Origin of the sequence: Streptomyces sp. CoH27 (genome assembly GCF_020181035.1) — a bacterium.
GTDB lineage: Bacteria > Actinomycetota > Actinomycetes > Streptomycetales > Streptomycetaceae > Streptomyces > Streptomyces camelliae.
In genome coordinates, this window is the sequence record NZ_JAIQYY010000009.1 from 134,642 (window position 1) to 157,004 (window position 22,363).

17 protein-coding genes and 1 pseudogene are annotated in these 22,363 nt (G+C 74.1%); 7 read left to right on the plus strand and 11 right to left on the minus strand.

Going from position 1 to position 22,363, the window contains the following annotated elements; all coding sequences use genetic code 11:
• Nucleotides 1-70: 70 nt before the first annotated feature.
• Nucleotides 71-2,218 carry a SpoIIE family protein phosphatase gene (locus tag LE548_RS16455; protein WP_225097596.1) on the minus strand — a complete coding sequence of 716 codons (2,148 nt, stop codon included), beginning with the start codon at nucleotides 2,216-2,218 and terminating at the stop codon, nucleotides 71-73.
• Nucleotides 2,219-2,638: 420 nt separating this feature from the next.
• Here LE548_RS16455 and LE548_RS16460 point away from each other — a divergent pair, with 420 nt between their 5' ends.
• On the plus strand, nucleotides 2,639-3,247 hold the full coding sequence (locus LE548_RS16460) for a response regulator transcription factor (RefSeq protein WP_225097597.1): 609 nt from the start codon (nucleotides 2,639-2,641) through the stop codon (nucleotides 3,245-3,247).
• Here the strand turns inward: LE548_RS16460 and LE548_RS16465 are convergent, their stop codons facing one another.
• The 4 genes from LE548_RS16465 to lanKC form a co-directional block, all read right to left on the minus strand.
• Complete coding sequence (locus tag LE548_RS16465) at nucleotides 3,248-5,053, minus strand: ABC transporter ATP-binding protein (RefSeq protein WP_225097598.1); 1,806 nt, start codon at nucleotides 5,051-5,053, stop codon at nucleotides 3,248-3,250.
• Between the two features lie 34 nt (nucleotides 5,054-5,087).
• On the minus strand, nucleotides 5,088-6,869 hold the full coding sequence (locus LE548_RS16470) for an ABC transporter ATP-binding protein (RefSeq protein WP_225097599.1): 1,782 nt from the start codon (nucleotides 6,867-6,869) through the stop codon (nucleotides 5,088-5,090).
• A 494-nt stretch (nucleotides 6,870-7,363) separates the two neighbouring features.
• Nucleotides 7,364-7,474: a SapB/AmfS family lanthipeptide gene (locus tag LE548_RS16475; protein ID WP_225097600.1), complete on the minus strand. Its 111-nt coding sequence runs from the start codon at nucleotides 7,472-7,474 to the stop codon at nucleotides 7,364-7,366.
• Nucleotides 7,475-7,510: 36 nt separating this feature from the next.
• A complete protein-coding gene (gene lanKC, locus LE548_RS16480) occupies nucleotides 7,511-10,123 on the minus strand; it encodes a class III lanthionine synthetase LanKC (protein ID WP_225097601.1) in 2,613 nt (870 codons plus the stop codon).
• Nucleotides 10,124-10,354: 231 nt separating this feature from the next.
• On the opposite strand from lanKC, the gene LE548_RS16485 reads away from it, so the two are divergent.
• The 3 genes from LE548_RS16485 to LE548_RS16495 all read left to right on the plus strand — a co-directional run bounded on the left by LE548_RS16485 (nucleotide 10,355) and on the right by LE548_RS16495 (nucleotide 14,828).
• Entirely contained in the window at nucleotides 10,355-12,814 is a 2,460-nt protein-coding gene (locus tag LE548_RS16485) for a SpoIIE family protein phosphatase (protein ID WP_225097602.1), read from the plus strand.
• Nucleotides 12,815-12,894: 80 nt separating this feature from the next.
• On the plus strand, nucleotides 12,895-13,170 hold the full coding sequence (locus LE548_RS16490; protein ID WP_225097603.1) for a hypothetical protein: 276 nt from the start codon (nucleotides 12,895-12,897) through the stop codon (nucleotides 13,168-13,170).
• Between the two features lie 197 nt (nucleotides 13,171-13,367).
• Nucleotides 13,368-14,828: a ubiquinol-cytochrome c reductase cytochrome b subunit gene (locus LE548_RS16495; RefSeq protein WP_225097604.1), complete on the plus strand. Its 1,461-nt coding sequence runs from the start codon at nucleotides 13,368-13,370 to the stop codon at nucleotides 14,826-14,828.
• On the opposite strand, the gene LE548_RS16500 is transcribed toward LE548_RS16495, so the two are convergent.
• Together LE548_RS16500 and ctaD are read right to left on the minus strand one after the other, a co-directional pair.
• On the minus strand, nucleotides 14,764-15,147 hold the full coding sequence (locus LE548_RS16500; RefSeq protein ID WP_225097605.1) for a cytochrome c oxidase subunit 4: 384 nt from the start codon (nucleotides 15,145-15,147) through the stop codon (nucleotides 14,764-14,766). The two genes, LE548_RS16495 and LE548_RS16500, sit on opposite strands and share 65 nt — an antisense overlap.
• Nucleotides 15,144-16,859, minus strand: coding sequence for a cytochrome c oxidase subunit I (ctaD, locus tag LE548_RS16505; protein WP_225097780.1), 1,716 nt, complete (start codon nucleotides 16,857-16,859; stop codon nucleotides 15,144-15,146). The genes LE548_RS16500 and ctaD overlap by 4 nt, the downstream gene beginning before the upstream one ends.
• Nucleotides 16,860-16,981: 122 nt before the next feature.
• On the opposite strand from ctaD, the pseudogene LE548_RS16510 reads away from it, so the two are divergent.
• A pseudogene (locus LE548_RS16510) lies at nucleotides 16,982-17,158 on the plus strand (NAD-dependent epimerase/dehydratase family protein); the annotation flags it as partial.
• Between the two features lie 420 nt (nucleotides 17,159-17,578).
• Here the strand turns inward: LE548_RS16510 and LE548_RS16515 are convergent.
• From LE548_RS16515 to LE548_RS16525, 3 genes are read right to left on the minus strand one after another with little or no spacing between them, the layout of a single operon-like run.
• Nucleotides 17,579-18,163 carry an isochorismatase family protein gene (locus LE548_RS16515; RefSeq protein WP_225097606.1) on the minus strand — a complete coding sequence of 195 codons (585 nt, stop codon included), beginning with the start codon at nucleotides 18,161-18,163 and terminating at the stop codon, nucleotides 17,579-17,581.
• A 7-nt stretch (nucleotides 18,164-18,170) separates the two neighbouring features.
• Entirely contained in the window at nucleotides 18,171-19,580 is a 1,410-nt protein-coding gene (locus LE548_RS16520) for an MFS transporter (RefSeq protein ID WP_225097607.1), read from the minus strand.
• Nucleotides 19,577-20,014 (minus strand): MarR family winged helix-turn-helix transcriptional regulator, encoded by a 438-nt coding sequence (locus LE548_RS16525; RefSeq protein ID WP_225097608.1) that lies wholly within the window; start codon nucleotides 20,012-20,014, stop codon nucleotides 19,577-19,579. Before LE548_RS16525 ends, LE548_RS16520 begins: the two co-directional genes overlap by 4 nt.
• A gap of 122 nt (nucleotides 20,015-20,136) precedes the next feature.
• Here LE548_RS16525 and LE548_RS16530 point away from each other — a divergent pair, with 122 nt between their 5' ends.
• The gene (locus LE548_RS16530) at nucleotides 20,137-20,637 is read left to right on the plus strand and encodes a metallophosphoesterase (protein WP_225097609.1); all 501 of its coding nucleotides are present in this window, start codon (nucleotides 20,137-20,139) and stop codon (nucleotides 20,635-20,637) included.
• A gap of 23 nt (nucleotides 20,638-20,660) precedes the next feature.
• Nucleotides 20,661-21,254: a GNAT family N-acetyltransferase gene (locus tag LE548_RS16535; RefSeq protein WP_225097610.1), complete on the plus strand. Its 594-nt coding sequence runs from the start codon at nucleotides 20,661-20,663 to the stop codon at nucleotides 21,252-21,254.
• Between the two features lie 456 nt (nucleotides 21,255-21,710).
• Here LE548_RS16535 and LE548_RS16545 read toward each other — a convergent pair whose 3' ends face one another.
• Nucleotides 21,711-22,349 (minus strand): SRPBCC family protein, encoded by a 639-nt coding sequence (locus LE548_RS16545; protein ID WP_225097611.1) that lies wholly within the window; start codon nucleotides 22,347-22,349, stop codon nucleotides 21,711-21,713.
• Nucleotides 22,350-22,363 lie beyond the last annotated feature (14 nt).

Sequence of the window (22,363 nt, forward strand, 5' to 3'; positions counted from 1 at the left end):
CACCCGCGGTTCCCGGCCGGCGGGGACACGGTCCGGCCCTCCGGCGGGAGGGCCGGACCCGCTGCCCGCCTCACGGCCTGGCACAGGCCCGCAGCAGCAGCACCGCCACATCGTCCACCCGCCCCCGCGCGGCGGGGTTGTGCCGTACGACCTCGTCCGCGAGCCGCTCCAGCGGCTGGTCGCCGGCCTCCGACAGCAGCCCGCCGAGGTCGACCAGCGCGTCCTCGATGTCGATGCCGGGGGACTCCACCAGGCCGTCGGTGTACAGGACCAGCACCGAGCCGGGCGCGAGGGACACCTCGGTCGTCGGATACACGGCCGCCGCGTCGATCCCGAGCAGCGGGCCGCCGGCCAGGTCCAGCACCCGCACCCGCCCGTCCGGCCGTCTCAGCAGCGGCGGCGGATGCCCCGCCCGCGCCATCACGGCCCGCCCGCGCGCCGGATCCAGCTGCAGGTACAGACAGCTGGCGAACAGTTCGGCACCGAGGTCGATCAGCAGCCGGTTGGTGCTGCTCATCACCTCGTGCGGCGCCTGCCCGACCGTGGTGTACGCCCGCACCCCGGTACGGATCTGCCCCATCAGGCCCGCCGCTGTCACGTTGTGCCCCTGCACGTCCCCGATCACGGCCGCCGTCAGCGGCAGCGTCGGCACCAGGTCGTAGAAGTCGCCGCCGATGTCCATGCCGTGCATGGCCGGCAGATAGCGCGCGGCGGCCTCGATGCCGGGCGGCGGCGCCAGCGAACTGGGCAGCAGCGCCTGCTGGAGGCCGTGCGCCAGGCGGTGCTTGGCGTCGTAGAGCTGGGCCCGCTCCAGCGCCTGCGCGATCAGCCCGCCGAGGGAGGTCAGCACGGCGCGTTCGTCGGCGGGGAAGGCGTGCGGCTCGGCGTATGCCAGCACACACGTGCCCACCGGCCGCCCGGACGCGATCAGCGGCAGATACGCCCAGGCCGCGAAGCCGTCCGGGGTCTCGTGCCGGCCCGGATACAGCCGCTCCAGCTGCTCCCGCGAGTCGAAGAACGCGGGCACCCCGCTGGTCAGAGCGTGGGTGCCCGGGGTGCGCTCGGTCAGCGGCAGCCCGTCGAACCGCTCCACGACATGCGGGTCGTCGTACCCCCGGTGCCCCAGCACATGCAGCCGCCCGCCCTGCGAGCCGAGGATCACCATCGCCTGCCCGCCGACCGCCGGGGTCACCTCTTCCCACACCAGCTGCACCACGTCCTGCACGCCCACCGCCTCGGTCAGCGCGCCCGCGAGGCTCAGCACCTGCGAGATCGTCACCAGCCGGGACGGCGCCGGACCGCTCCGCACGGTCCCGGGCGTCATGTCCGCCATCGCGTGGGCCCGGGTGACGCGCACGCTCAGCCCGTTCGTGCTCGGGTACATCCGGAACGACAGCCACTCGCCCGGCGGGCGCAGCGCCACGAACGACGTCACCTGCTGACTGAGCAGCGCCGCCCGGTAACGGTCCTCGTACATCGGGTCGTTGAGCCAGGACACCGACACCCACGGCAGCGTCCCGAGCAGCTCCCCGGGCGGTCTGTCTAGCAGCTCGACGGCGGCCGCGTTGACGAACGTGATCCGGCCGTGCAGATCCAGCGACATCAGCCCGTACGGCAGCCGGGCCACCATCCGCGTCGCCTCGACCGCGCCCAGCGTGTCCGCCACGCCCGACGGCGGCACCGCCAGCACATCGGCCTCGGGGCCGAGCGGCCGGTTCTCCGCGGCGGCCCGTTCCAGCCGCAGCGCCAGCCGGTCGCAGGCCGCCGTCAGATGCGCGCGCTCCCTGTCCGACAGCTCCGGCGGATGCGCGCCCGGCCAGGTCACGTACGCCGCGCCGTACACCCGGCTCTCGGTCGCCACGGGCATCGCGGCCAGCGCGAACGGGTACGGCAGCACCACCGCGATCCGCGGATAGCGGCTGGCCATCTCCTCCTCGCCGCCCACCCACACCAGCCGCCGCTCGCGCGCCGCGTCGGCGACCGGGATCGGCGCGCTCAGCCCGACCCGCTCCCAGGGCGCCGCGAACGCCCGGGGCATGCCCGCGTGCACCGCCATCTCCAGGACCGGCTCGTCGGCGCGCAGCAGATACACCGCGCCGGAGTGCGCCTGCACCTCCTCGATCATCGAGGCCAGTTCGAGCGACAGCACCGGCCGGGCAGCCACTGCCCCGTCGGCCGGCGGTGCCGGTCCGGATCCTGGCCCTGGCCCCTCGGACACGCCACCACCTCCTCGCCCGGCCGCGCGTCGCACCCCGGGGACCAGACTCCCTCGCGGGGGCCCGCCGTGCACGGCGAGCGCCCCGGCCGTACGGGACCTGCGGCCGGAGGTATCGGAAGCGCGGGCGGCGTACGAGTGCCCCATGTGCGCCCCCGCGCACCCTGATGGCCGATTCTCCGCGCCTGCGATCGCCGGACGCGCCCAAGAATGGGCAGGCGCATTCCGGGCCGTGGACCACCGCGCGGACGGCGCACGGGACGAGGGGGCGAGGGCGGCCGAGGGCGGACGAGGGGGAGGGCCGCGACGGTGACCACCGGGCCGGCCGCACCGGGCACGACGGCACGGGCGGCGGGAAGCACGGGAACGAGCCGCGCAGAGCGGCGCGGAACGAGCAAGGACGAGCTTACGAGGGGGCAGGCAGTGATCCGGTTACTTCTGGTGCACGACGCGTGTCTGGTGCGATCGGTCCTGGCGGAGTGGCTGGGCCGGGAACCCGGGCTGGACGTGGACGACACGCCGTGGCGGGGCGCGGCGGCGCGGATACGGTCGGTCTCGCCGGACGTGTGCGCGGCGGACCTGGACTGTGCCGACGGCCACGGCATACCCCCGCTCGGCGAACTGTCCCGGGCGCGTGCCGGGACCCGGCCGCCGGCGCTGGTGGTGATGGCCCACGCGGACCGGCCGGGCCAGCTGAAGCGGGCCGCCGAGGCGGGCGCCCTCGGCTTCGTCGACAAGGCCGGCTCGCCGGACCGGCTGCTGCGCGCCATCCGCAGCGTCGCAGCGAGGGAACGTTTCGTCGATGCCTCGCTGGGCTTCGGCTTCCTCAAGGCCGCGCAGATGCCCCTGACGAGACGCGAACTGAGCGTGCTCTCGCTCGCGGCCGGCGGCGCCTCGATCGCGGAGATCGCCGGGAGCCTGCATCTGTCCCACGGCACGGTCCGCAACTACATGGCGTCCATCACCCGCAAGACCGGCGCCCGGAACCGGATCGACGCCATTCGCATATCGCGGGGGGAGGGGTGGGTGTGACTAGTGAAGGGCCCTGCGTCGTGGTGCCCGGCCGGCGGTCAGCTGCCGGTAGAGGACCGAGGTGCGCAGCAGGTCGTCGTGGGTGCCGCAGGCGGTGCGCGCGCCGTCCATGACCAGGATCCGCTCGGCGCGCAGGGCGGAGCTGATGCGGTGCGCGACGACCACCAGGGTGCCGCCCGGCCGCGCGGCGAAGGCCCGCTCGGCGCGCGCCTCCGCCTGCGGGTCGAGATGGCACGTCGCCTCGTCCAGCAGGGCGAGCGGGGCGGGCGAGAGATACGCCCTGGTCAGCGCGATGAGCTGCCGCTCGCCGGCGGAGAGCGCCGCCGGATCGACCGGTGCGTCGGGTCCGCCCAGCCGGTGCAGCAAGGGGGCCAGACCGACCGTCTCGACCGCGTCCAGCAGTTCGGCCTCCGGTACCGGGTCCTCGCGCAGGAGGGACAGGTTCTCGGCGAGGGTGCCGCCGTGGACGTAGGCCTCCTGAGGGATGAGCACGGTCGCCCGCGGCGCGGGGGCCGGGTGGCCGTACACCTGGATGGTGCCGCTGCCGGGCGTGAGCAGTCCGGTGATCAGTGCGGTGAGTGTCGATTTGCCGATTCCGCTGGGGCCTACGACGGCCAGGTGGGCGCCGGAGGGGAGGGCGAGGTCGAGGCCGTCGAGGATCGGTTCGCTCGCCGGGCCGTAGGCGAAGGTGAGGGAGGTGAGGGTGAGGGCGAGGGCGCGTGAGGTGGGGGGCGTTGCGGCCGGTCGGCGGGTGCGGATTCGTTGTGGCTGGTCGCGCCCCGCGGCGGAGCCGCCGATGGATACAGCCCCGCGCCCCCGGGCCTGGCGGCCCTCCGGGTGTTGAGAGGTGTACGGCGTCGGGCGGGTCAGTCGGCGCAGGACGACCGTCAGGCGGGAGCCGCTCGTGCCCAGGCCGTGGATCAGGTTCTGGAGGGCGGGGAGCAGGGACTGGGTGATGTAGGCCAGGGCGCCGACCAGGGCGCCCGGGGTCACACCGTGGCCCAGGAGCCAGGGTGCGGTCAGCAGGAGCAGAACCACGGGCAGCTCGCCGCCGACGGTCAGTGCCGTCGTGCGGGCCAGGCTCCAGCGGGCCAGGGCGCGGGCGGTGCGCAGCTCGGCGTCGATCCGTCGCCCCACGTCCGCCGCCACCCGCTCCTCGGCACCGGACGCCGTGACGTCCCTGAGTCCCGGGCACAGGGTGCCCAGTTCCTGGGCCAGCGCCTCGTCGGCCGTGAGGAACGCCTCCTGACGGCGGGCCAGCGGGCGGAGCGTGGCCGCGAACAGGGTCACCCCGGCCAGCAGCGGGGGCAGGACCACGGCCAGGAGCAGCGGGGCCAGCGAGAACAGTCCGATCAGCGCGCCGGCGGCGGTGAACAGAAACGCACGCGACACCATGACCACACCCGCGAGCGTGTCCCGGGCCAGCTCCACCTGCTGGGTGAGCCCCGACAGCGCACCCGGGTCCGCCTCCCGCACGCCGCGCCCGACCACCGCCGTCACCAGCTGGTCCCGGGCCGGCTCGACCAGCGCGGCGACCACGCCGTACACCCGCCCGGTCCCGTACGCCCCGGCACAGACGGCGAGCCCCGCCGCGCCCAGCCACAGCAGGCCGGTCCGTACCTCACCGGCCAGGAACCCGGCGTCCAGGGCCCGCGCGAGGGCGTATCCGGTGAGAAAGGTCTGCCCCGTCTCCACCGCCGACCAGGCACCGAGACGCAGCAGTACCCGCCACCGTTCCCGCAGGAACCGGGCCGCGCGGGTCCGTACGCGCCCCGGGTGCCCGTCCAGCGCTCCCGGTTTGTCCATCAGCCCGGTTCCTTTCGCCTCGGCCCGGTCACCGTCATCTGCCGCGCGCCTTCGTCCCGGCCTCGGCTCCGGCGTCGCCCCTCACCACCTCGCCACCCGCCTCGCCCTCCCGCTCACCCCCGAACACCGCCCGGTACTCCGCGTCCCGCCACAGCTCCTCGTGGGTGCCCAGGGCGCGGATGCGGCCGGCGTCCAGCCAGGCGACGAGGTCCGCGTGGGCCGCGGTTGCCGGGCGGTGGGCGATCAGGAGGCGGGTCTCGGCCGGGGCCGGAGTGAACAGGGTCCGGGTGATGCGGTGTTCCGTGACCGTGTCCAGGCTGGACAGGGCGTCGTCGAGGATCAGGAGGCGGCCGCCGCGGGCGAACGCGCGGGCCAGGCCCAGGCGTTGGGACTCGCCGCCGGAGCGGGGCGCGTCGGCGGTTCGGGTCGCGTAGCCGTCGGGAAGGCGGCGGATGTAGTCGTCGGCCTGGGCCCGTCGCGCGGCCGGGCCGACGGCGGCCGGCGAGCGGACGGTGAGCCCGAAGGAGAGGCTGTCCTCGATCGTCGTACCCAGCAGGACGGGGCGTTCGAAGGCGTAGGCGACCGCGCGGCGCAGCTCGTCGTGGGTGAGGTCGCGCAGCGGGACGCCGTCGAGCAGGACCTTGCCCGCGTCCGGGTCGGCGAGCCGGCCGGCCACCTCGGCGAGCAGAGACTTCCCGGCGCCCGAGCGGCCGACGAGGGCCAGGGTCGTGCCGCCCGGGACGGTCAGGTCCAGCCCGTCCAGGACGGCACGGCCGGCGCGGCTCGCGGTCACCGCGCGCAGCTCCAGCCGGCCGGGGCCCGGGGGCAGGCGACGGATGCCGTGTTCCGGGGCCGGCTCGGCCGTCACCTCGGCCAGACGGGCGGTCGCCGCTCGGGCCCGGGCGAGCGCGGCGAGCTGCCCGACCAGCGCGCCGACGCCGGTCGCGAGCACCGCGTACCGGGAGGCGGCCAGCAGGTCGCCCACCGACAGCCGGTGCCGGGCCAGCAGCAGCCCGGCCACCGCCAGCACGCCCAGGTTCAGCAGCGGTGCCACCGTGACCGCCTGTGCCGCGGCCCGCCCCTGCACCCGCCACATGCGGTGTCCGGCGCGCGACAGCTCGGGCAGCGGCGCCAGGATCCGCGCCGTCTCCCGGTCCGCCACGCCCGCCGCCCGGATCGTCCGGGAGCCGCCGATCGCCTCCGCGAGGGCCGTGGCGATCCGGCCCTGCACCCGCTGGTAGTCGGCCACGCAGGCCGTCGTGTCCCGGGCGAAGGCGCGCAGCAGCAGGGCCAGGACCGGTGCCCCGGCGAGGAACACGGCCGCCAGCCACGGGTCGATGAGGCCGAGCGCCACGACGCCGCCGACCGGCCCGGCGAGCGCGGAGACCAGCGCGGCCAGCGCGCCCGGCGCCGTGCCGGCCTGTGCGGCGTTGCCCACCCAGCGCGCCACCAGGTCCCCGGCACCGAACCGGGCCGTCGCGCGCGGGCCGAGTGCCAGGACGTGCCCGGTGAGGCTGCGGCGCAGCGATGCGGTGGCGTGCGCGCCGGCCGTGCCGGTGAGCACGCCACCGCAGCCGTCCAGCAGGGCGAGCAGCAGGATCACGCCGGCGCAGGCGCCGACCCAGCGGCCGGCCGGGGCATGGGCCAGGAGGAGGTCGAGGGTGTGGCCGAGGAGGGCCGGCAGCAGCAGCCCGGCCGCCGCGGCCGCCGTACTCACGGCGCACAGCGCGGCACAGCGGGCGCGGCTCTGCCGCAGCACCGCCCGGGTCAGGGCACGGCCGGCCGCCGAAGCGGCGCTGCCGGGAGGTGAGTTCATCGTCCACCGCCTCATTCGCTCGGCCGGAGGGGGGAACAGGCGCCTGCGGACGCCCTTTTCACGGTGACGGCAGCGGTGGCCCCATCCGGTTCCCTGCGGGTGTGTGCCGGCAACGGGCACCTCCGACCGGCCGCTTGGCCATGGGCGGTTTTCTGCCGGGGCGTGTGTGGGGCGGGGACCTGAGACCGCTCCTTAGGCCATGGGCGGCTGCCTGCCGGGGCGTATGGGGGGCCGGGCGCCTGCGAGCGCTTTCTCGGTTCCGGTCGGCTTCGCGCCAAGGGCTGCGGGGGACCGGGTGCCGGCGAACGCCTTCTCGGCTCCGGGTGGCTCCTCACCGAGGCCTGCGCGGGAGCGGGCACCCGCGAACGCCCTCTCCCGGACCACCGTCCAGGTGTCCCCGGGCGGCCCACCGCCGCAGCGTGGCGGTGGAGGCCCCGGGCGGCCCCTCCCACGCGGAGGGGGGGCCGTCCGGAGCCGGGGTGTCGCGCGCTCGGTCAGAGACAGAGCAGAACGCTCGCGGCGGAGACGCAGGAGAGCAGGCTCACGGTGCTCGCGCCGCCGTCGTGCTCCTCGGACTGGAGGGTCTGCAGGTCGAGCAGTGCCATGACGGTGTCCTTTCCTTCTCGGGGACGGGGGTTGGATCACGGCTCCGTCGGTGCGGAGCCGCGTGTGCGGGCCGCCGGGAGCGGCGGCAGGAAGGGCAGGTGCGCGGTGCCGGCGTCGTCGCGGGCCGCGGCGAGCGCGAGCAGGCAGCCTGCCGTACCGGTGGCGAGGTCCATGGACAGGCGCATCATCTGGTGCCCGGGGAAGGCGAGTTGACCCTGGTAGGCCATCGCGAACCAGCCGAGTCCGGTGATCTGCTGCGCCAGCCGTTCCTCCGTGGCGCCCGGGGCGGAGGAGCGGGCGAGGTGCAGGATCATTCCGGCACGGCCCTGGAAGAGGCCGGGCTGGGCGTAGAAGCGTGCGGTGGCGGCCGTGAGGATGCCGGTCCGGGCGTGCTCGAACTCCGGAGTCTCCCGGTGCGCCAGGAAGTCGTCCAGGACCAGCCCGATGCCCGCGCTGCCGTCGCCGAGGTACGGCAGTGTCCGCCGGCCCTCGTCCACCTCCAGGCCGCCGCCCGCCTGCTGGGTCACACAGCGGTCCAGGTCACGCCGGAGCGCCTCGGCCGCCGCGTCCAGGAAGCGGTCCTCGCCGGTCTCCTCGTAGCGCCGGATCAGGAAGAGCGCCGGACCGGTCGCGCCGCGCAGCAGGCCGGCGCGCCGCAGCGGGGTGTCCGGGACCGGTTCGGCCAGACGGCGTACGAGGATCTCGGCGGCCTCGGCCGCGTGGCGGCGCAACTCCGGCTCGCCCGTGGTGTCCGCGAGCCGGGCGAGGACCAGGCCGAGGCCGGCGAGTCCGCCCTGGAGATCGGCGGCGAGGCCCCGCCAGTTCTCCCGCAGGACGCATCCGATCAGGTCCAGCGCCCGCTGCCGGTGCCCGAGCCGGTCCAGCACCAGGGCGACGCCCGCGAGGCCGTCGTACAGGCCGAGCGGGGTGCCGGGCGGCGGCGGGGCGGTGCGGTCGAGCAGCCAGCGCTCGCCCTCGTCGTAGCGGCCGGCCCCGGACACCTCCAGGGCGTACAGCACCCCGGCCGCGCCGTGCGCGAGACCCAGGCCGCCGCCGTCGGAGAACTGGGCGATGTCGCCGGGGAAGAGCCGGTCGTCGCGTTCGGGGGTGGCGGAGGCGAGGATCGCCTTCACCATCGAGTCCCGGCTGTACGGCCAGTCGCCGGGCACCGTCGGCGGGGCCGGCCGGGCGCGCCGGCCGCCTGCCGTGTCCCGGGTGATCTCCGCGACCGCCTCGTCCAGGAAGGCCCGCGGCACGTCCGGGAACTGCTCGGCGATCACCTCCGCCAGATGCGCCGCCTTGCCGCGGTCCACCACGAACAGCGTGGTCACCGGCAGGAACAGGGCCAGGCGCAGACACGCCAGTGCGTAGCGGTCGATGTCGGCGCCCCGGCGGTCCGGCGGGGCGAAGAAGCCGGGGTGGGCGACCGTCTGCCGGGCGCCCGCCTCGGCGGGAGCGGCGGCCTCGAAGTCGATGAGATACACGGACTGTTCGTCCTCGGCCACCATGATGTTGAACACGTGCAGGTCGTTGAAGACCAGCCCGCGCGCGTGTATCGCCGCGACCGCCCGCTCCACCGCCGCGTTGATGCGCAGCGCCCACGCCGTGTACGCGGCGACCTTCGCCGGGTCGGGATCGGCGGTGAGCAGCGGATGCCGCTCGGCGAAGAAGGAGTTGAGCGGGCGGCCCACCACGTGGTCCATGACCAGGAACCGGTGCTCGCCGAGCAGGAACCAGTCCCGTACCTCGGGCACCACACCGGTCCCGGCGACCCGCTCCAGCGCCGCCTTCTCCCGCTCCAGCCGGGCCACCGCGTCCGCGCCGTCGGCGGCCAGCCCCGCGTACGGCCGGGCCTCCTTCAGCACCACCGGGCGCCCGTCCCGGGTGTCGGTCCCGGTGTACACCCCGCCGCCGTTCGAGAAGTGCAGCGCCTTCTCGATGCGGTACGGCAGCTCGCCGACCGTCGTGGTGTTGCGGGCCTGGAGGTGCGGCCGCAGGAACTCCGGCAGCGTCACCCAGTCGGGCACCTGGAAGGACGGCGCCCGCCGGTCCGGCACCAGCGTGCCCGTGCCGTCGGCCACCGCCGGGACCAGGGTGCCGCGCTCGTCGACGACGTACCGGCGGGCGAAGGCGCCGTAGCGGACGTAGAGGGGGCCGTCGTGCCAGCGCAGGTCGGTGAGGATGTACGGCCCCTCGAAGCCCTCCAGCAGCGCACCCAGCTCACGCAGCACCCGGTGGAGTTGCTCCTCGTCCGCCGGGTAGAGCGTGACGAACTTGCCGCTGGTGTCGCGGCCCGCGTACTTGGCGTTGCGCAGGTGCAGCAGATGCGGGCCGGGCACGAACTTGAACGGGATGCGGCGCGGTACGCAGTAGTCCCAGACGACGGCGGCGATCCGGTCGGCGTTCGCCGCGGTCGCCGAGGAGTGGATCTTCCAGCCCTGGGCCGGCGACGGCAGCGGCGCGCCCTCCGCGCCGAGCGGGGTCAGTGTCAGCCAGTCGCCGGAGCGTGCCGCGTGCCAGCCGGCCGGGACGGTGCGGCGCGCCGTGGCGAACAGCGGCGCGGGCTCCCGTCCGTCCGCCGAGAGCCGGTCGGGGGTGTCGTAGAAATGCCGGTCGGCCAGCGCGTACACCTCGTACCGCTTGTCCATGCCCCTCCCGCCCTCGTCCTCGGCGACCGGAATCCCGGTGACCGGAACAGACACTCGCAGGCGTCACACGGCTGCGGACAGTCACGTCTGTCACGAGGTCGGCGTGCGGAACTCATGGGTCAAGATGTGTTCGGCGGCTTTCGAGCGGACGGGCGCGCGGTACACCCGGAGCGTTCACCGAGACGTCCGGAGCGTTCACAGGGGCTGCGCAGGAGGCTCACACGCGCTGTAATGGCGAACGTGGTGAGGGACGGCGCTGCGGTCGGCGGAACGAGGACGGGGCCGGAGCGCGCCGAGGCCGCCCTCGACGCCCTCGGCGTGTCCGAGGGCCTCCCGGACCGGCTCCACCGGGTCCTCGAACAGGCGCTGGTGTTCTCCGGCGCGGCCTTCGCCGGGTTGTACACGCCCGGCGACGACCCCGATCAGCTGTGCCTCGTCGAGTCGGCGGGCCTGCCGCGCACCCTGTACGGGCTCCGGGACGCCTATCCGGCGGCCGGCGGCTCCCCGGTCGCCGAGGCCCACCGCACCGGCCGCCCGCAGTGGCTGGGCCCGGAACAGCCGGCCGGCCGTTCCGAGGCGCAGCGCACCCCGTCCCAGGACTTCTCCGTGGCCGCCCTGCCGCTCGGCCCGGCGGGCGCGGGCGCCCTGCTGGCCGTCAGCGAGCATCCCGGCGGCTTCGGCGGCGACGAACGGGCCTGCCTGGAGCTGATCGCCCGCGCGGTCGCCGTACCGGTCCCGGCCGCCGAGGGGGAGACCGGCGAGCTGCCCGCGAACGCCTTCAGCCTGGCCATGGACACCGGCCGGGCCGAGGTCGGCGACGCCATCCTGCGGCTGTTCGGGCTCACCAGGGACACCTTCGACGGCCGGGTGGAGACCCTGCTCGCCCGGACCGTGCCCGAGGACCTGCCCGCGCTGATGTCCGTGGTCGAGGCCGACCACATGACCATCGGCGAACGCGAACTGGAGTTCCGCATCCTCCAGCCCTCCGGCGAGCCGCTGTGGCTGCGGCTGTGCGGCCGGCTGGTGCCCGGCGGGGAGGGCCGCCCGGCCCGGCTGGCCGGCACCGTCGCCGACGCCTCCACGCTGCGCTCCGACGTCACCGACGTGGCCCGGGTGCAGCGCCTGGCCGCCGCCCTCGCCACCGCCGGCACGGTCAAGGACGTCGGCGGGGCCGTCGTCGCCGCCCTGCGGGCACCGCTGCAGGCCGACCGGATCGCCCTCGCCGAACTGGAGAACGACCGCCTCGTCGTCACCGTCCTCGACCCGCCCGAACCCGAGGCCTGGCCCGAGCTGTGGCGTACCGAATGGCGCACCGAGTGGCCCGACGCACCGGTGCGCGCCATGCCCACCCTGGCCGCCGCGCTGCGCGAGGGCCGCATCCGGATCTGGCCCGCCGGCAGCCGGCTGGAGCCCGCCCTCGCCGGCGTCGGCCCCGGCGGCCTCGCGGTGCTGCCGCTGCCCGCCGGCGGCCGGGTGGCCGGCGCCTGCCTGATCGGCTGGGACCGGCCGCACGACTTCGGCCCCGAAGAACGGGCCCTGCTCACCGCCTGCGCCGGTCTGACCGGCCAGGCCCTGCTGCGCGCCCACGCCTTCGACGCCGAGCACGAACTCGTCGGCATGCTCCAGCGCACCCTGCTGCCGCGCCGGCTGCCCCGGCTGCCCGGCGCGGTCGCCGTCGCCCGCTATCTGCCCACCGTCGCCGGGCTGGAGGTCGGCGGCGACTGGTACGACGTGATCCCGCTCGCCGACCACCACGTGGCCTTCGTCATCGGCGACGTCCAGGGCCACAACGCGGGCGCCGCCACCCTGATGGGCCAGATGCGTACCGCCCTGCGTGCCTACGCCGCCGAGGGCCACACCCCGGACGTGGTCGTCGCGCACGCCAACCGGCTGCTGCTGGACATGGAGACCGACCTCTTCGCCACCTGCGCCTACGTCGACGTCGACATGGAGGAGGGCACCGCCTGGTGCGTACGCGCCGGCCATCTCGAGCCGGTGCTGCGCCACCCGGACGGCAGCACCGAGATCGTGGCCGCCGAGGGCGGCCCGCCGCTGGGCGTTGTCGGGCAGGCGGACTTCCCGATGACCCCGCTCAGGCTCCAGCCCGGCACGGTGCTCGCGCTGACCACCGACGGCCTGGTGGAGTCGGTGGACTGCGACCTCGACGAGGGCATGGAGCGGCTCGTGCGCGAGCTGTCCGCCGCCGACCCCGAGCACCTCGGCCAGGTCGCCGACGCCCTGCTCGCCGGCGCCCACCGCACCGACGACGTCGCCCTGTTGCTGATGCGCTACGACGGGATGGCCGTACGCCCGCTGCGGGAGAGCTGGACGGTGTGGCGGGTCCCGCAGGCGGTCGGACACGCCCGCCGCTTCACCCGGCGCACCCTGCGCACCTGGGGCGTCTCGCAGGACATCCTGGACACGGCCCTGCTGGTGGTCTCCGAGCTCGTCACCAACGCCCTCGTGCACACCGACGGTCAGGTCCGCCTCGACCTCAGCCTGGTCAACCACCGGCTGCGCCTGTCGGTCACCGACGCCTCGCCGCGCAGCCCCGTCAAGCCCACCAGCATCGGCTGGGAGGCCACCGGCGGGCGCGGCATCCTGCTGGTGGAGGCGGTGTCGGCGGCCTGGGGGACGGTCCCGGTCAGCGGCGGCAAACAGGTGTGGGCGGACATCGTCCCCGAGGGCTGACCCGCCACTCGGGTACGGGTGCGGCCGGACACGGCAGGTCGGAGGGGTTCGCCCGCCGGGCGTGCCTAGGGTCGGTCGGCGTGGCACACACCTTCGCAGAACTGGTGGAGAAGCAGCGCGCCGCCGATGCGGCGCAGCGCACGGTCGATGAGCTGCGGGAGGCCTACGGCCCGCCGGCCGAGCGGGGGATGACGGGCGCTCAGTCGGAGACCTACGAGACCGCCCTGCGCGCCTCCCAGGACCTGGCCCGCGAGGTGCAGACCGCGCTCAGCGAGTTCGCCAGGGAGAGCGGCCGGCCCCGCGGGGACATCGAGGCCGAGGTGACCCGGGCGGCGGCGGAACCGCAGGACACATGAGCGGACCGGCAGGGCACGGGAGCCGGACGGCAGGGCACGGGAGCGGCGGCGCAGGGCAGGGGCCCCGGAGCGCGGGACAGGGGAGCGGGCCCGCAGTGCCTGGGGCGTGGAGCGCGGGACAGGGGAGCGGTGGCGTCGGGCACGGGAGCGGCGGCGCAGGGTCCACGGGCCGGGCCGGCCGCCGTGGCGAACGGCTCGTGGGCGCCGCGGACGCCCGGCTGCCCGTGCTGGAGGGCGGTCCGCTGTTGCGCAAGGCGTTTCCAGACCACTGGTCCTTCCTGCTCGGCGAACTGGCGCTGTACAGCCTGCTGGTGCTCATCCTCACCGGGGTCTGGCTGACCCTGTTCTTCACGCCCGAGATGCGCGAGGTCGTCTACACCGGCCCCTACGCACCGCTGCGCGGGGTACGCATGTCGGCCGCGTTCGACTCCACCCTGCGCATCAGCTTCGACGTACGCGGCGGACTGCTCATGCGGCAGGCCCACCACTGGGCCGCGCTGGTCTTCGTCGCCGCCATCGGCGTGCACCTGCTGCGGATCTTCTTCACCGGGGCCTTCCGCCGCCCCCGCGAGCTGAACTGGGTGATCGGGCTGACCCTGTTCGTGGTCACCCTCGCCGAAGGCTTCGCCGGCTACTCCCTCCCCGACGATCTGCTCTCCGGCACCGGGCTGCGCATCGCCCAGGGCATCATGACGTCGATCCCGGTGGTCGGTACCTACGTCGCCTTCCTCGTCTTCGGCGGCGCGTTCCCGGGACACGACATCATCACCCGCCTGTACCCGGTGCACGTCCTGCTGCTCCCGGGCGCCCTGATCGCCCTGCTCACCGTGCATCTGATCCTGGTGTTCCACCTCAAGCACACCCAGTGGCGCGGCCCGGGCCACACCGTGGGCAACGCCGTCGGCAAGCCCTTCTTCCCGCAGTTCACCGCCTCCTCGGGCGGCCTGTCCGTCGCCGTCGCCGGCGTCCTGGTGCTGCTGTCCGCGCTCGCCCAGGTCAATCCGGTCTGGAACTACGGCCCCTACCGTCCCGACCTGGTCTCCACCGGCTCCCAGCCCGACTGGTACGTCGGCTTCCTGGAGGGCGCGCTGCGACTGGTGCCGGCGTGGGAGACGAACGTCGCCGGGCACACCCTGATGTGGAACGTCCTGCTGCCTGCCGTGGTCCTGCCCGCCCTGCTGTTCGCCGTGCTCTACGCCTATCCGTTCGTGGAGCAGCGCATCACGGGAGAGTGGCGCGACGAACAGCACTTCTGCGACCGGCCGCGCGAACGCCCCGTCCGCACCGGCCTAGGCGTCGCGGGCACCGTCTGGTACGGCGTGCTGCTGCTGGCCGGCGGCAACGACGTCATCGCCCAGACCTTCCGTATCTCCGTCAACGCGCTCACCTGGGTGCTGCGCGTCGCCCTGATCGTGGCGCCCGTGCTGGCGTTCGTGGTGACCCGGTGGCTGTGCCGGGCCCTCACCGAGGCCGAACGGCACCGGCTGGCGGAGGGGGTGTCCACCGGTGAGATCCGGCAGAACGTCACCGGCGGCTACGAGTCCGACCACGAACCCGTGACCTCGTTCCGGCCCGGCGCCCCGCGCCGGCAGCTCACCGCTGCGCGTACTGGAACGCCATCCCGAACACCCCACGAGCCAGAACGCCCAGACCGATGAGGAACAGCCACAGACCGTAGACGACACCGGTCGCCGTCACCGCGCAGCCCAGCGCGGTGACGATCGGGAACATGCTCTCGTCCGGGAAGAACGCCACCGGCCCCGCTCCGTCGGCCACCTCCGCGGCCGTACGGTCCTGGGCGCGGGTGCCCCGGCGCCGGTACTGGATCAGGCAGAAGAACGCCACCAGCGCCGCCATCCCGCACGCGACGACCAGCGCGACCGTGCCCGTCTCGTCCCCGGACCACACCCCGTACAGCGCGGCGGATCCCCCGAAGAACAGCGCCACCCCGCCGAACAGCATCGCCTCGGTCTTCATCGCGCGGCCTCCGCCCCGGTCTGTCCGGCCTCCGGATGGTGCAGATCGAACGCGGGCGACTCCGAGCGGATCCGGGGCAGGGCGACGAAGTTGTGCCGGGGCGGCGGGCAGGAGGTGGCCCACTCCAGGCCCCGGCCCCAGCCCCACGGATCGTCGAGGGTGACCTTCTCGCCCTTGGCGGCGGTGCGCCAGACGTTGTAGAGGAACGGCAAGGTGGAGACGCCCAGCAGGAACGCGCCCGCCGAGGACAGGGTGTTGAGCAGGGTGAAGCCGTCCGCCGGGAGATAGTCCGCGTACCGGCGCGGCATGCCGGCCGCGCCGAGCCAGTGCTGCACCAGGAAGGTCAGCTGGAACGCCGGGAACAGCAGCCAGAAGTGCAGCTTGCCGAGCCGCTCGTCCAGCATCTTCCCGGTGAACTTCGGCCACCAGAAGTAGAACCCGGAGAACATCGCGAACACGACGGTGCCGAACAGCACGTAGTGAAGGTGCGCCACGATGAAGTAGCTGTCGGTCACGTGGAAGTCCAGCGGCGGGGAGGCGATCAGCACCCCGCTCAGCCCGCCGAGCAGGAACGACATCAGAAAGCCCAGGGCCCACAGCATCGGGGTCTCGAACGACACCGACCCGTTGACCATCGTCCCGATCCACGCGAAGAACTTGATCCCGGTGGGCACCGCGATCAGGAACGACATCAGGGAGAAGAACGGCAGCAGCACCGCGCCCGTGGCGAACATGTGGTGCGCCCACACCACCGCCGACAGCATCGTGATCGAGATGGTCGCGCCGATCATCGGCAGATAGCCGAACTGCGGCTTGCGGGAGAACACCGGGATGACCTCCGAGATGATCCCGAAGAAGGGCAGCGCCACGATGTAGACCTCCGGATGCCCGAAGAACCAGAACAGGTGCTGCCAGAGGATCGCGCCCCCGTTCGCCGCGTCGAAGACGTGCGCCCCGAACTTGCGGCCCGCCTCCAGCGCCAGCAGCGCGGCCGCGAACACGGGGAACGCGGGCAGGACCAGGATCGAGGTGAACAGCACGTTCCAGGTGAACATGGGCATCCGGAACATGGTCATGCCCGGAGCGCGCAGGCACAGAATCGTGGTGATGAAGTTGACCGCGGTCAGTGTCGTCGACACACCGGTCACCACCAGGCCCATCGCCCACAGATCACCGCCCGCGCCAGGCGAGAAGTAGGCGCTGTTCAGCGGCGCGTACGCGAACCAGCCGAACGAGGCGGCCCCGCCCGGAACGACAAAGCCGGACACCACCATCAGCGCCCCGAACAGGTACATCCAGTACGACATCGCGTTCAGCCGGGGCAGCGCCAGGTCCGGCGCGCCGATCTGCAACGGCATCACGGCGTTGGCGAAGCCCGCGAACATGGGCGTCGCGAACAGCAGCATCATGATCGTGCCGTGGATGGTGAAGAACTGGTTGTAGCCGTGCTCGCTGAGGAACTGCAGCCCCGGCCGGGCCAGTTCCGCGCGCATGCCGAGGGCCAGCAGCCCGGCGAACAGGAAGAAACAGAACGCCGTGACCATGTACAGCCGGCCGATCACCTTGTGGTCGGTCGTGGCGGCCCAGCGCAGCAGGGTCCGGCCGGGGCGTGGGGCCGGGACCGTGTAGCGCTCGGCGGCCGCACGCGCGTCGAGGGCCTCGCGAGCACCGACGGCCTCGGGGGCGCCGATGGCTTCGGGGGAGTCGGGCATCCGGGGTGGTTCGGTCATCCCTGGCGAAGCTACTCGCGGTGGCCGGGGGCGGGTCCGCGCCACGCCCTGCGCACTCCACTCCGTAAGCTGGACAGGCTGATCACCGACCGTGAACCGGAGTTCTGGCGCATCTCCTCGTCACGGGCGGCGCCGGGTTCATCGGATCCGCGCACGTGCGCGCGCCGCTCGCCGTCGACGCGCTCCGCGTCACCGTGCTGGACAAGCTCACCTACGCCGGCACCGTGACCAACCTCCCGGCCGGCCACCCCCGCCTCGGCTTCGTGCAGGGCGACATCTGCCACAGCACCCACGGCCTGGGCGTCCGCGTCACCGCTGCTCCGACAACTACGGCCCGCACCAGTTCCCCGAGAAGCGCAAGGGGCACGACCTGTGCCACTCGGTCGACCGGGGCACGGCCCGTGACGGACTCGGCCACCGCCCGCACGGGCGCGCACGGCGTGCGCCACGCCACCGGCTCCGCTACGCCGGCCGGTACGAGCCGGCGGTCGGGGTGTTCCGGCCGGCGGGCGCCGACCCGGACCGGGTGCGCTCCGCCGATGGCCGGTCCTTCGCCCGGTCGGCGCGCGCCGGCCCGCCTGTGGCGTCCTCGGCCACGAGCGGTGGGCGGCCGTCGCCCTTCCGCCGTTGCGGGACCGGTGCTCGGCCCTGCGGGCGGCACTGGCCCGCATCCGCGAGGCGATGTCCCGGCAGGACGTCGGTCAGGCGTGGGTCTTCGCCAGCAGCTCCAGGACGTCCGCGGTCGTACCGCTCTCGCCGAGCCGCGGGAAGATCCGCTCGACGCTGCCCGCGTGCGCCTCGCCGTCGGCGTCGGCCATGGCGTCGGTGGCGAGGGTGACGTGGTAGCCGTGCGCGTAGGCGTCCCGGGCGGTGGACTCCACGCCGATGCTGGTGGCGATGCCGGTCAGCACGATCTGCGTGATGCCGCGCCGGCGCAGCTGGACGTCCAGGTCGGTGCCGTGGAAGGCGCTCCAGTTGTGCTTGGTGACACGGATGTCGCCGGCGTGGCCGGACAGTTCGTCGACGATGACGTCCCAGCCCTCGGGGAAGGCGAGGCCGCGGGCCTGGCGCTCGGTGCGGCCGGGTACGACGTCTCCGCCGTCGGCGGCGAAGGAGACGCGGACCAGGACGACCGGCAGGTTCCGGGCGCGGAAGGCGTCGGCGAGTTCCGCCGTGCGCGCCACCACCTCGGAGCCGGGGTACGGCTGGGTCGGCATGGCCACGATGGCGTTCTGCAGGTCGATCGCGACGAGGGCGGTACGGGGGTCGAGCGTGGTGAGCGACATGAGTCGGTCAGTCCTTTCCAGGGGTGCTGGTGGGTGTGGGGGTGAGCCGGCCGAGGGAACGGTCGGGCAGGGTCGTCGCCAGCAACAGGGCGGAGCCGGCGAGCATGAACAGGGCCAGGCCGTGCAGCCCGGCGGTGTCGGCGCGGTGCGGGTAGAACCCCGCGGTGGCGGCGGACGCGGCCAGCGCGCCGAGATAGCCGAAGGTCCGCAGGAGCCCGGCCGCGGAGGCGATCCGCTCCGGGGCGGCCTGCCGGTACAGGGCGTTCTGCGTGGCCAGGCCGAGCAGCCCCTGCGGGACGCCGAGCACCGCGCCGGCCACGAGCAGCAGCCACAGCGGACTGCCGGCGCGCACGAGGAGCAGCAGGGCGCAGCCGGCGACCTGGAGCACCGAGCCGACGAGCAGCTTGCTCCGCACCGCCTCGCGGCGTCCGCTGAGCGCGGACACGACCAGCGCGGCCGCCGACTGGGGCAGCAGCAGGAGCCCGGCGGTGGAGGCACTGAGCCCGCGCCCCTGCTCCAGCCACTGCGTGTAGCCGTACATGAAGGTGTACGACGTGGTGTAGGCGAGCAGCTGGCGCAGATAGGTGGCGAGCAGCGGGCCGTTGCCGCCGAGGACGCGCAGGTCGACGAACGGGTCCGGCACCCGCAGCTCGCGCAGCGCGAAGCCGGCGGCCGCGGCGGCCGACAGTACCGGCAGATACCAGCGGTCGGCGCGCGGGTCCATCAGGAACAGCATCAGCGCGACCAGCATCAGCGCGAACAGCGCCATGCCGGGCAGGTCCACGCTGCGCCGCCGGGTCTCGGTCCGGGGCAGCCGGAGCGCGCCGAGCACCAGACAGGCCGCCGACAGCGGCACGTTGACGGTGAACACGGCACGCCAGCCGCCGGCCCCGATCAGCAGGCCGCCGAGCGCGGGCCCGACGACGGCCACCGTCTGGTTGGCGACGGCCAGCACGGCCAGCACCCCGGCGGGGCTGTCCCGCCCCGTGCGCTCGGCCTCGCTGCGGGTCAGCCGCATGGCTGCCGGGTACGCCGCCGACGTGCCGAACCCGAGCAGGACCCGGGCCGCGATCAGCACGCCCAGCGAGGGCGCGAGCGCGCCCAGCAGACCGGCGGCGCCGACCAGGGCCGTACCCGTGAGGTAGAGCCTGCGCGGGCCGTACATGTCGACCAGGCGGCCGATCACGGGCTGGCCGACGGCCGTGGCCAGGTACAGCGCCGAGACCAGCCACACCGTCTCGGCGGGCGGGGCACCGAAGGCGACGCCGATCGGCACCAGCGCCACGGCGATCATGGAGGAGTTGACGGGGTTCAGGACCGAGCCGAGGGCCATCGGCGCGATGAGCCGGCGGTCGAATCCGGCCGGGGCGGGGCGGCCGACCTCCCGGGCGGTGCGTCCCTTCAGCCTGGGTATCACGGCTGCGACAGCCGTTCCATCAGCTCCAGCGCCGTGAGGACGGTCTGTCGCTCCTCCTCGGTGTACCGGTCCTGGAAAGCGCGGGCCAGCCACTCCTCCCGCGCCTGCCGGTTGCCCTCGATGCGGGCCCTGCCGGTGTCGGTGAGCGTGACCAGCTGGCGGCGGCCGTCGGCCGGGTCGGGGGCGCGCCGGATCAGGCCGTGCTGCTCCAGAGCGGTGAGCGTGGTCGCCATCGACTGCGGGCGCACGCCCTCGGTGGCGGCGAGGGCGCTGGCCGTGGCGGCGCCGTGCTTGCCGACCAGGGTGAGCGCCGACTCCTGGGACGGACTGAGGTCGGTGTCCTGCGCGACCTCGCGCAGCCGCCGCCGCAGCCTGCTGAAGACCACGCGCAGATCGCGCGCGGCACGGGTGGCGGTGTCGGAGATGTCAGCCATGCGGTCAGCGTAGGACCGACAGCTGAAACTGTCCAGTCCAACCTGTTCAATCCAACCTGTTCAGTCTCACCTGATTAATTGCCCGATGAGTTCCGGGGCGGTCTCTCGGTTACGTTGACCCTGTGCGTCTGCTGATGCTGTCCGACACCCACCTGCCCAAGCGCGCCAAGCGGCTCCCGGAGCAGCTGCTGGCCGAACTCCCGCGCGCGAACGTGGTGTTCCACGCCGGCGACTGGGTCGACACCGCCACCCTGGACCTGCTGGAGAGCCGCAGCCGCCGCCTGATCGGGGTGTACGGCAACAACGACGGCCCCGAACTGCGCGCCCGGCTCCCCGAGGTGGCGTACGCCGAGCTGGACGGCCTGCGCTTCGGCGTGGTGCACGAGACCGGCCCCGCCCAGGGCCGCGAGGCCCGCTGCGCCGCCCGCTTCCCCGATCTCGACGTGCTGGTCTTCGGCCACAGCCACATCCCCTGGGACACCACCGCCCCGAACGGCCTGCGCCTGCTCAACCCCGGCTCCCCGACCGACCGGCGCCGCCAGCCCCACTGCACCTACCTGACGGCAACCCTCACCGGCGGCGCGCTCACCGAGATCACCCTGCACCGGCTGCCGCAGCGGTAGCGGCCGTGTGCCAGGATGCCGAGATGATCTCTGACAACGGCATACCGGGTGACGTCGTTCCGGCGGGTCGCATGGCCGGCGGCGAGCAGCCCGTACTCGCTCTGCCCGGCGGACTCCAGCTACGGCCCTGGCGCTCCGACGACGCCGAGACGCTGCTGACCGCCGGCCAGGATCCCGCCATCCGCACGTGGAACCGCTTCACCGTCGGCAGCCGTGAGGAGGCGTGCGCCAGGATCGAGCGCATGCACGCCCGCTGGCGGGCCGAGATCGCCGCGATATGGGCCATCGCCAGGCCGGACGGCCCGGCCGTCGGACTCTGCGGATGGGGCGACATCGACCTGCACGGCGGCAGCGCCGAGATCCTCTACTGGCTCCTGCCCGCGGCGCGCGGCGCCGGCATCGCAGTCGAGGCCACGCGAAGGCTCACCCAGTGGGCCTTCGACGACCTGGGCCTGCACCGCCTGCGCCTGTGCCACTCGGTCGCAAACCCGGCGTCCTGCCGGGTCGCCGAGAAGGCCGGATACACCTACGAGGGCACGCAGCGCAGCGCCCTCCTGCACAGCGACGGCTGGCACGACCAGCATCTGCACGCGCGCGTGGCGGGCGACGCCGGGTAGCCGAGGAGCGGGTGCGGGGGATCCGCGGGGATTGTCAGTGCCGGGTGGTACGCGTGATGCACGGCCTTCTCACCGGCAACACTCCTGCATCGCGCGGCCCGGCCCGCCGTCCGCACCGTGACCGCATGCCGGGCCTTGTCATCATCCCGGTCGAAGGCCGGAGGCCGCCCGTCTGTCTTCCCGCGCCGCTTGCGGTTCCTGGCCTGGTCGGCCGACTCCGGAATCGTGCAGCGGATCCCGCGCTTTCGCAGGCAGGCCCGGTCGTCCATCAGTCTCCGGCGGCCCACGGTCGGCCTGCCCGACACCGCGACCGGCAGCAATGGCTCCGACACCGACCACTGCTCGTCAGCAAGATCCCCTCGCCCCACGCCAAGATGATCAGGGCGTAGGGCAAGGTGCGAAGCACACTTCGGAAACATGGCCCAGCCGGCTGCCGGGATCGGTGCGTTCACCTCTTCACCGGTGTTGACAGGTGCGGCCCTTCCGCCCGCGTCGTAGCAGCCGTCTCGCCGCGTACGCCAGTGCGGCCAGCGCCGCTACGGCGAGGGCCGCACGCTTGGCCACCGGGACTCCGGCCGTGCGCAGGAGGTCCAGCGGTTGGGGCTGTTCGTCGGTGAGGGCGGCCGGTTCCTCGGCAGTGGGTTCGGGAAGCGTGGTCAGCCGGTCCGCCAGGCAGGCCGCGAACTGGCTGGCCAGCCGGTCGCCCACCTCCGCCAGCACACCCCGCCCGAACTGTGCTGGTCGCCCGGTCACCGTCAGTTCGGTGTGTACGGACACCGCGGTGCCGCCGTCGTCGTGTTCGCTGAGCGTGCCGGTGACCGTCGCCCGCGCAGTGCCCTGGCCCCGCGTCTCCCGGCCGCTCGCCACGAGCACCATCCGGTGGGCCGAGGCGTCCTGCTCCTCGAAGACCGCCGTGCCCCGGTAGGTGACGGTGACCGGGCCGACCTTCACCTTCACCGAGCCGGTCACGGTCGTGCCGTCGTAGTCCTCCACCACCGCGCCCGGCAGACAGGGCGCGACCCCTTCGATGTCGAGCAGCGCCTGCCAGGCGTCGTCGACCGGGAGGGGGACGGTGAACTCGTGGTGCAGCTCCATGACCTGCTCCTCTC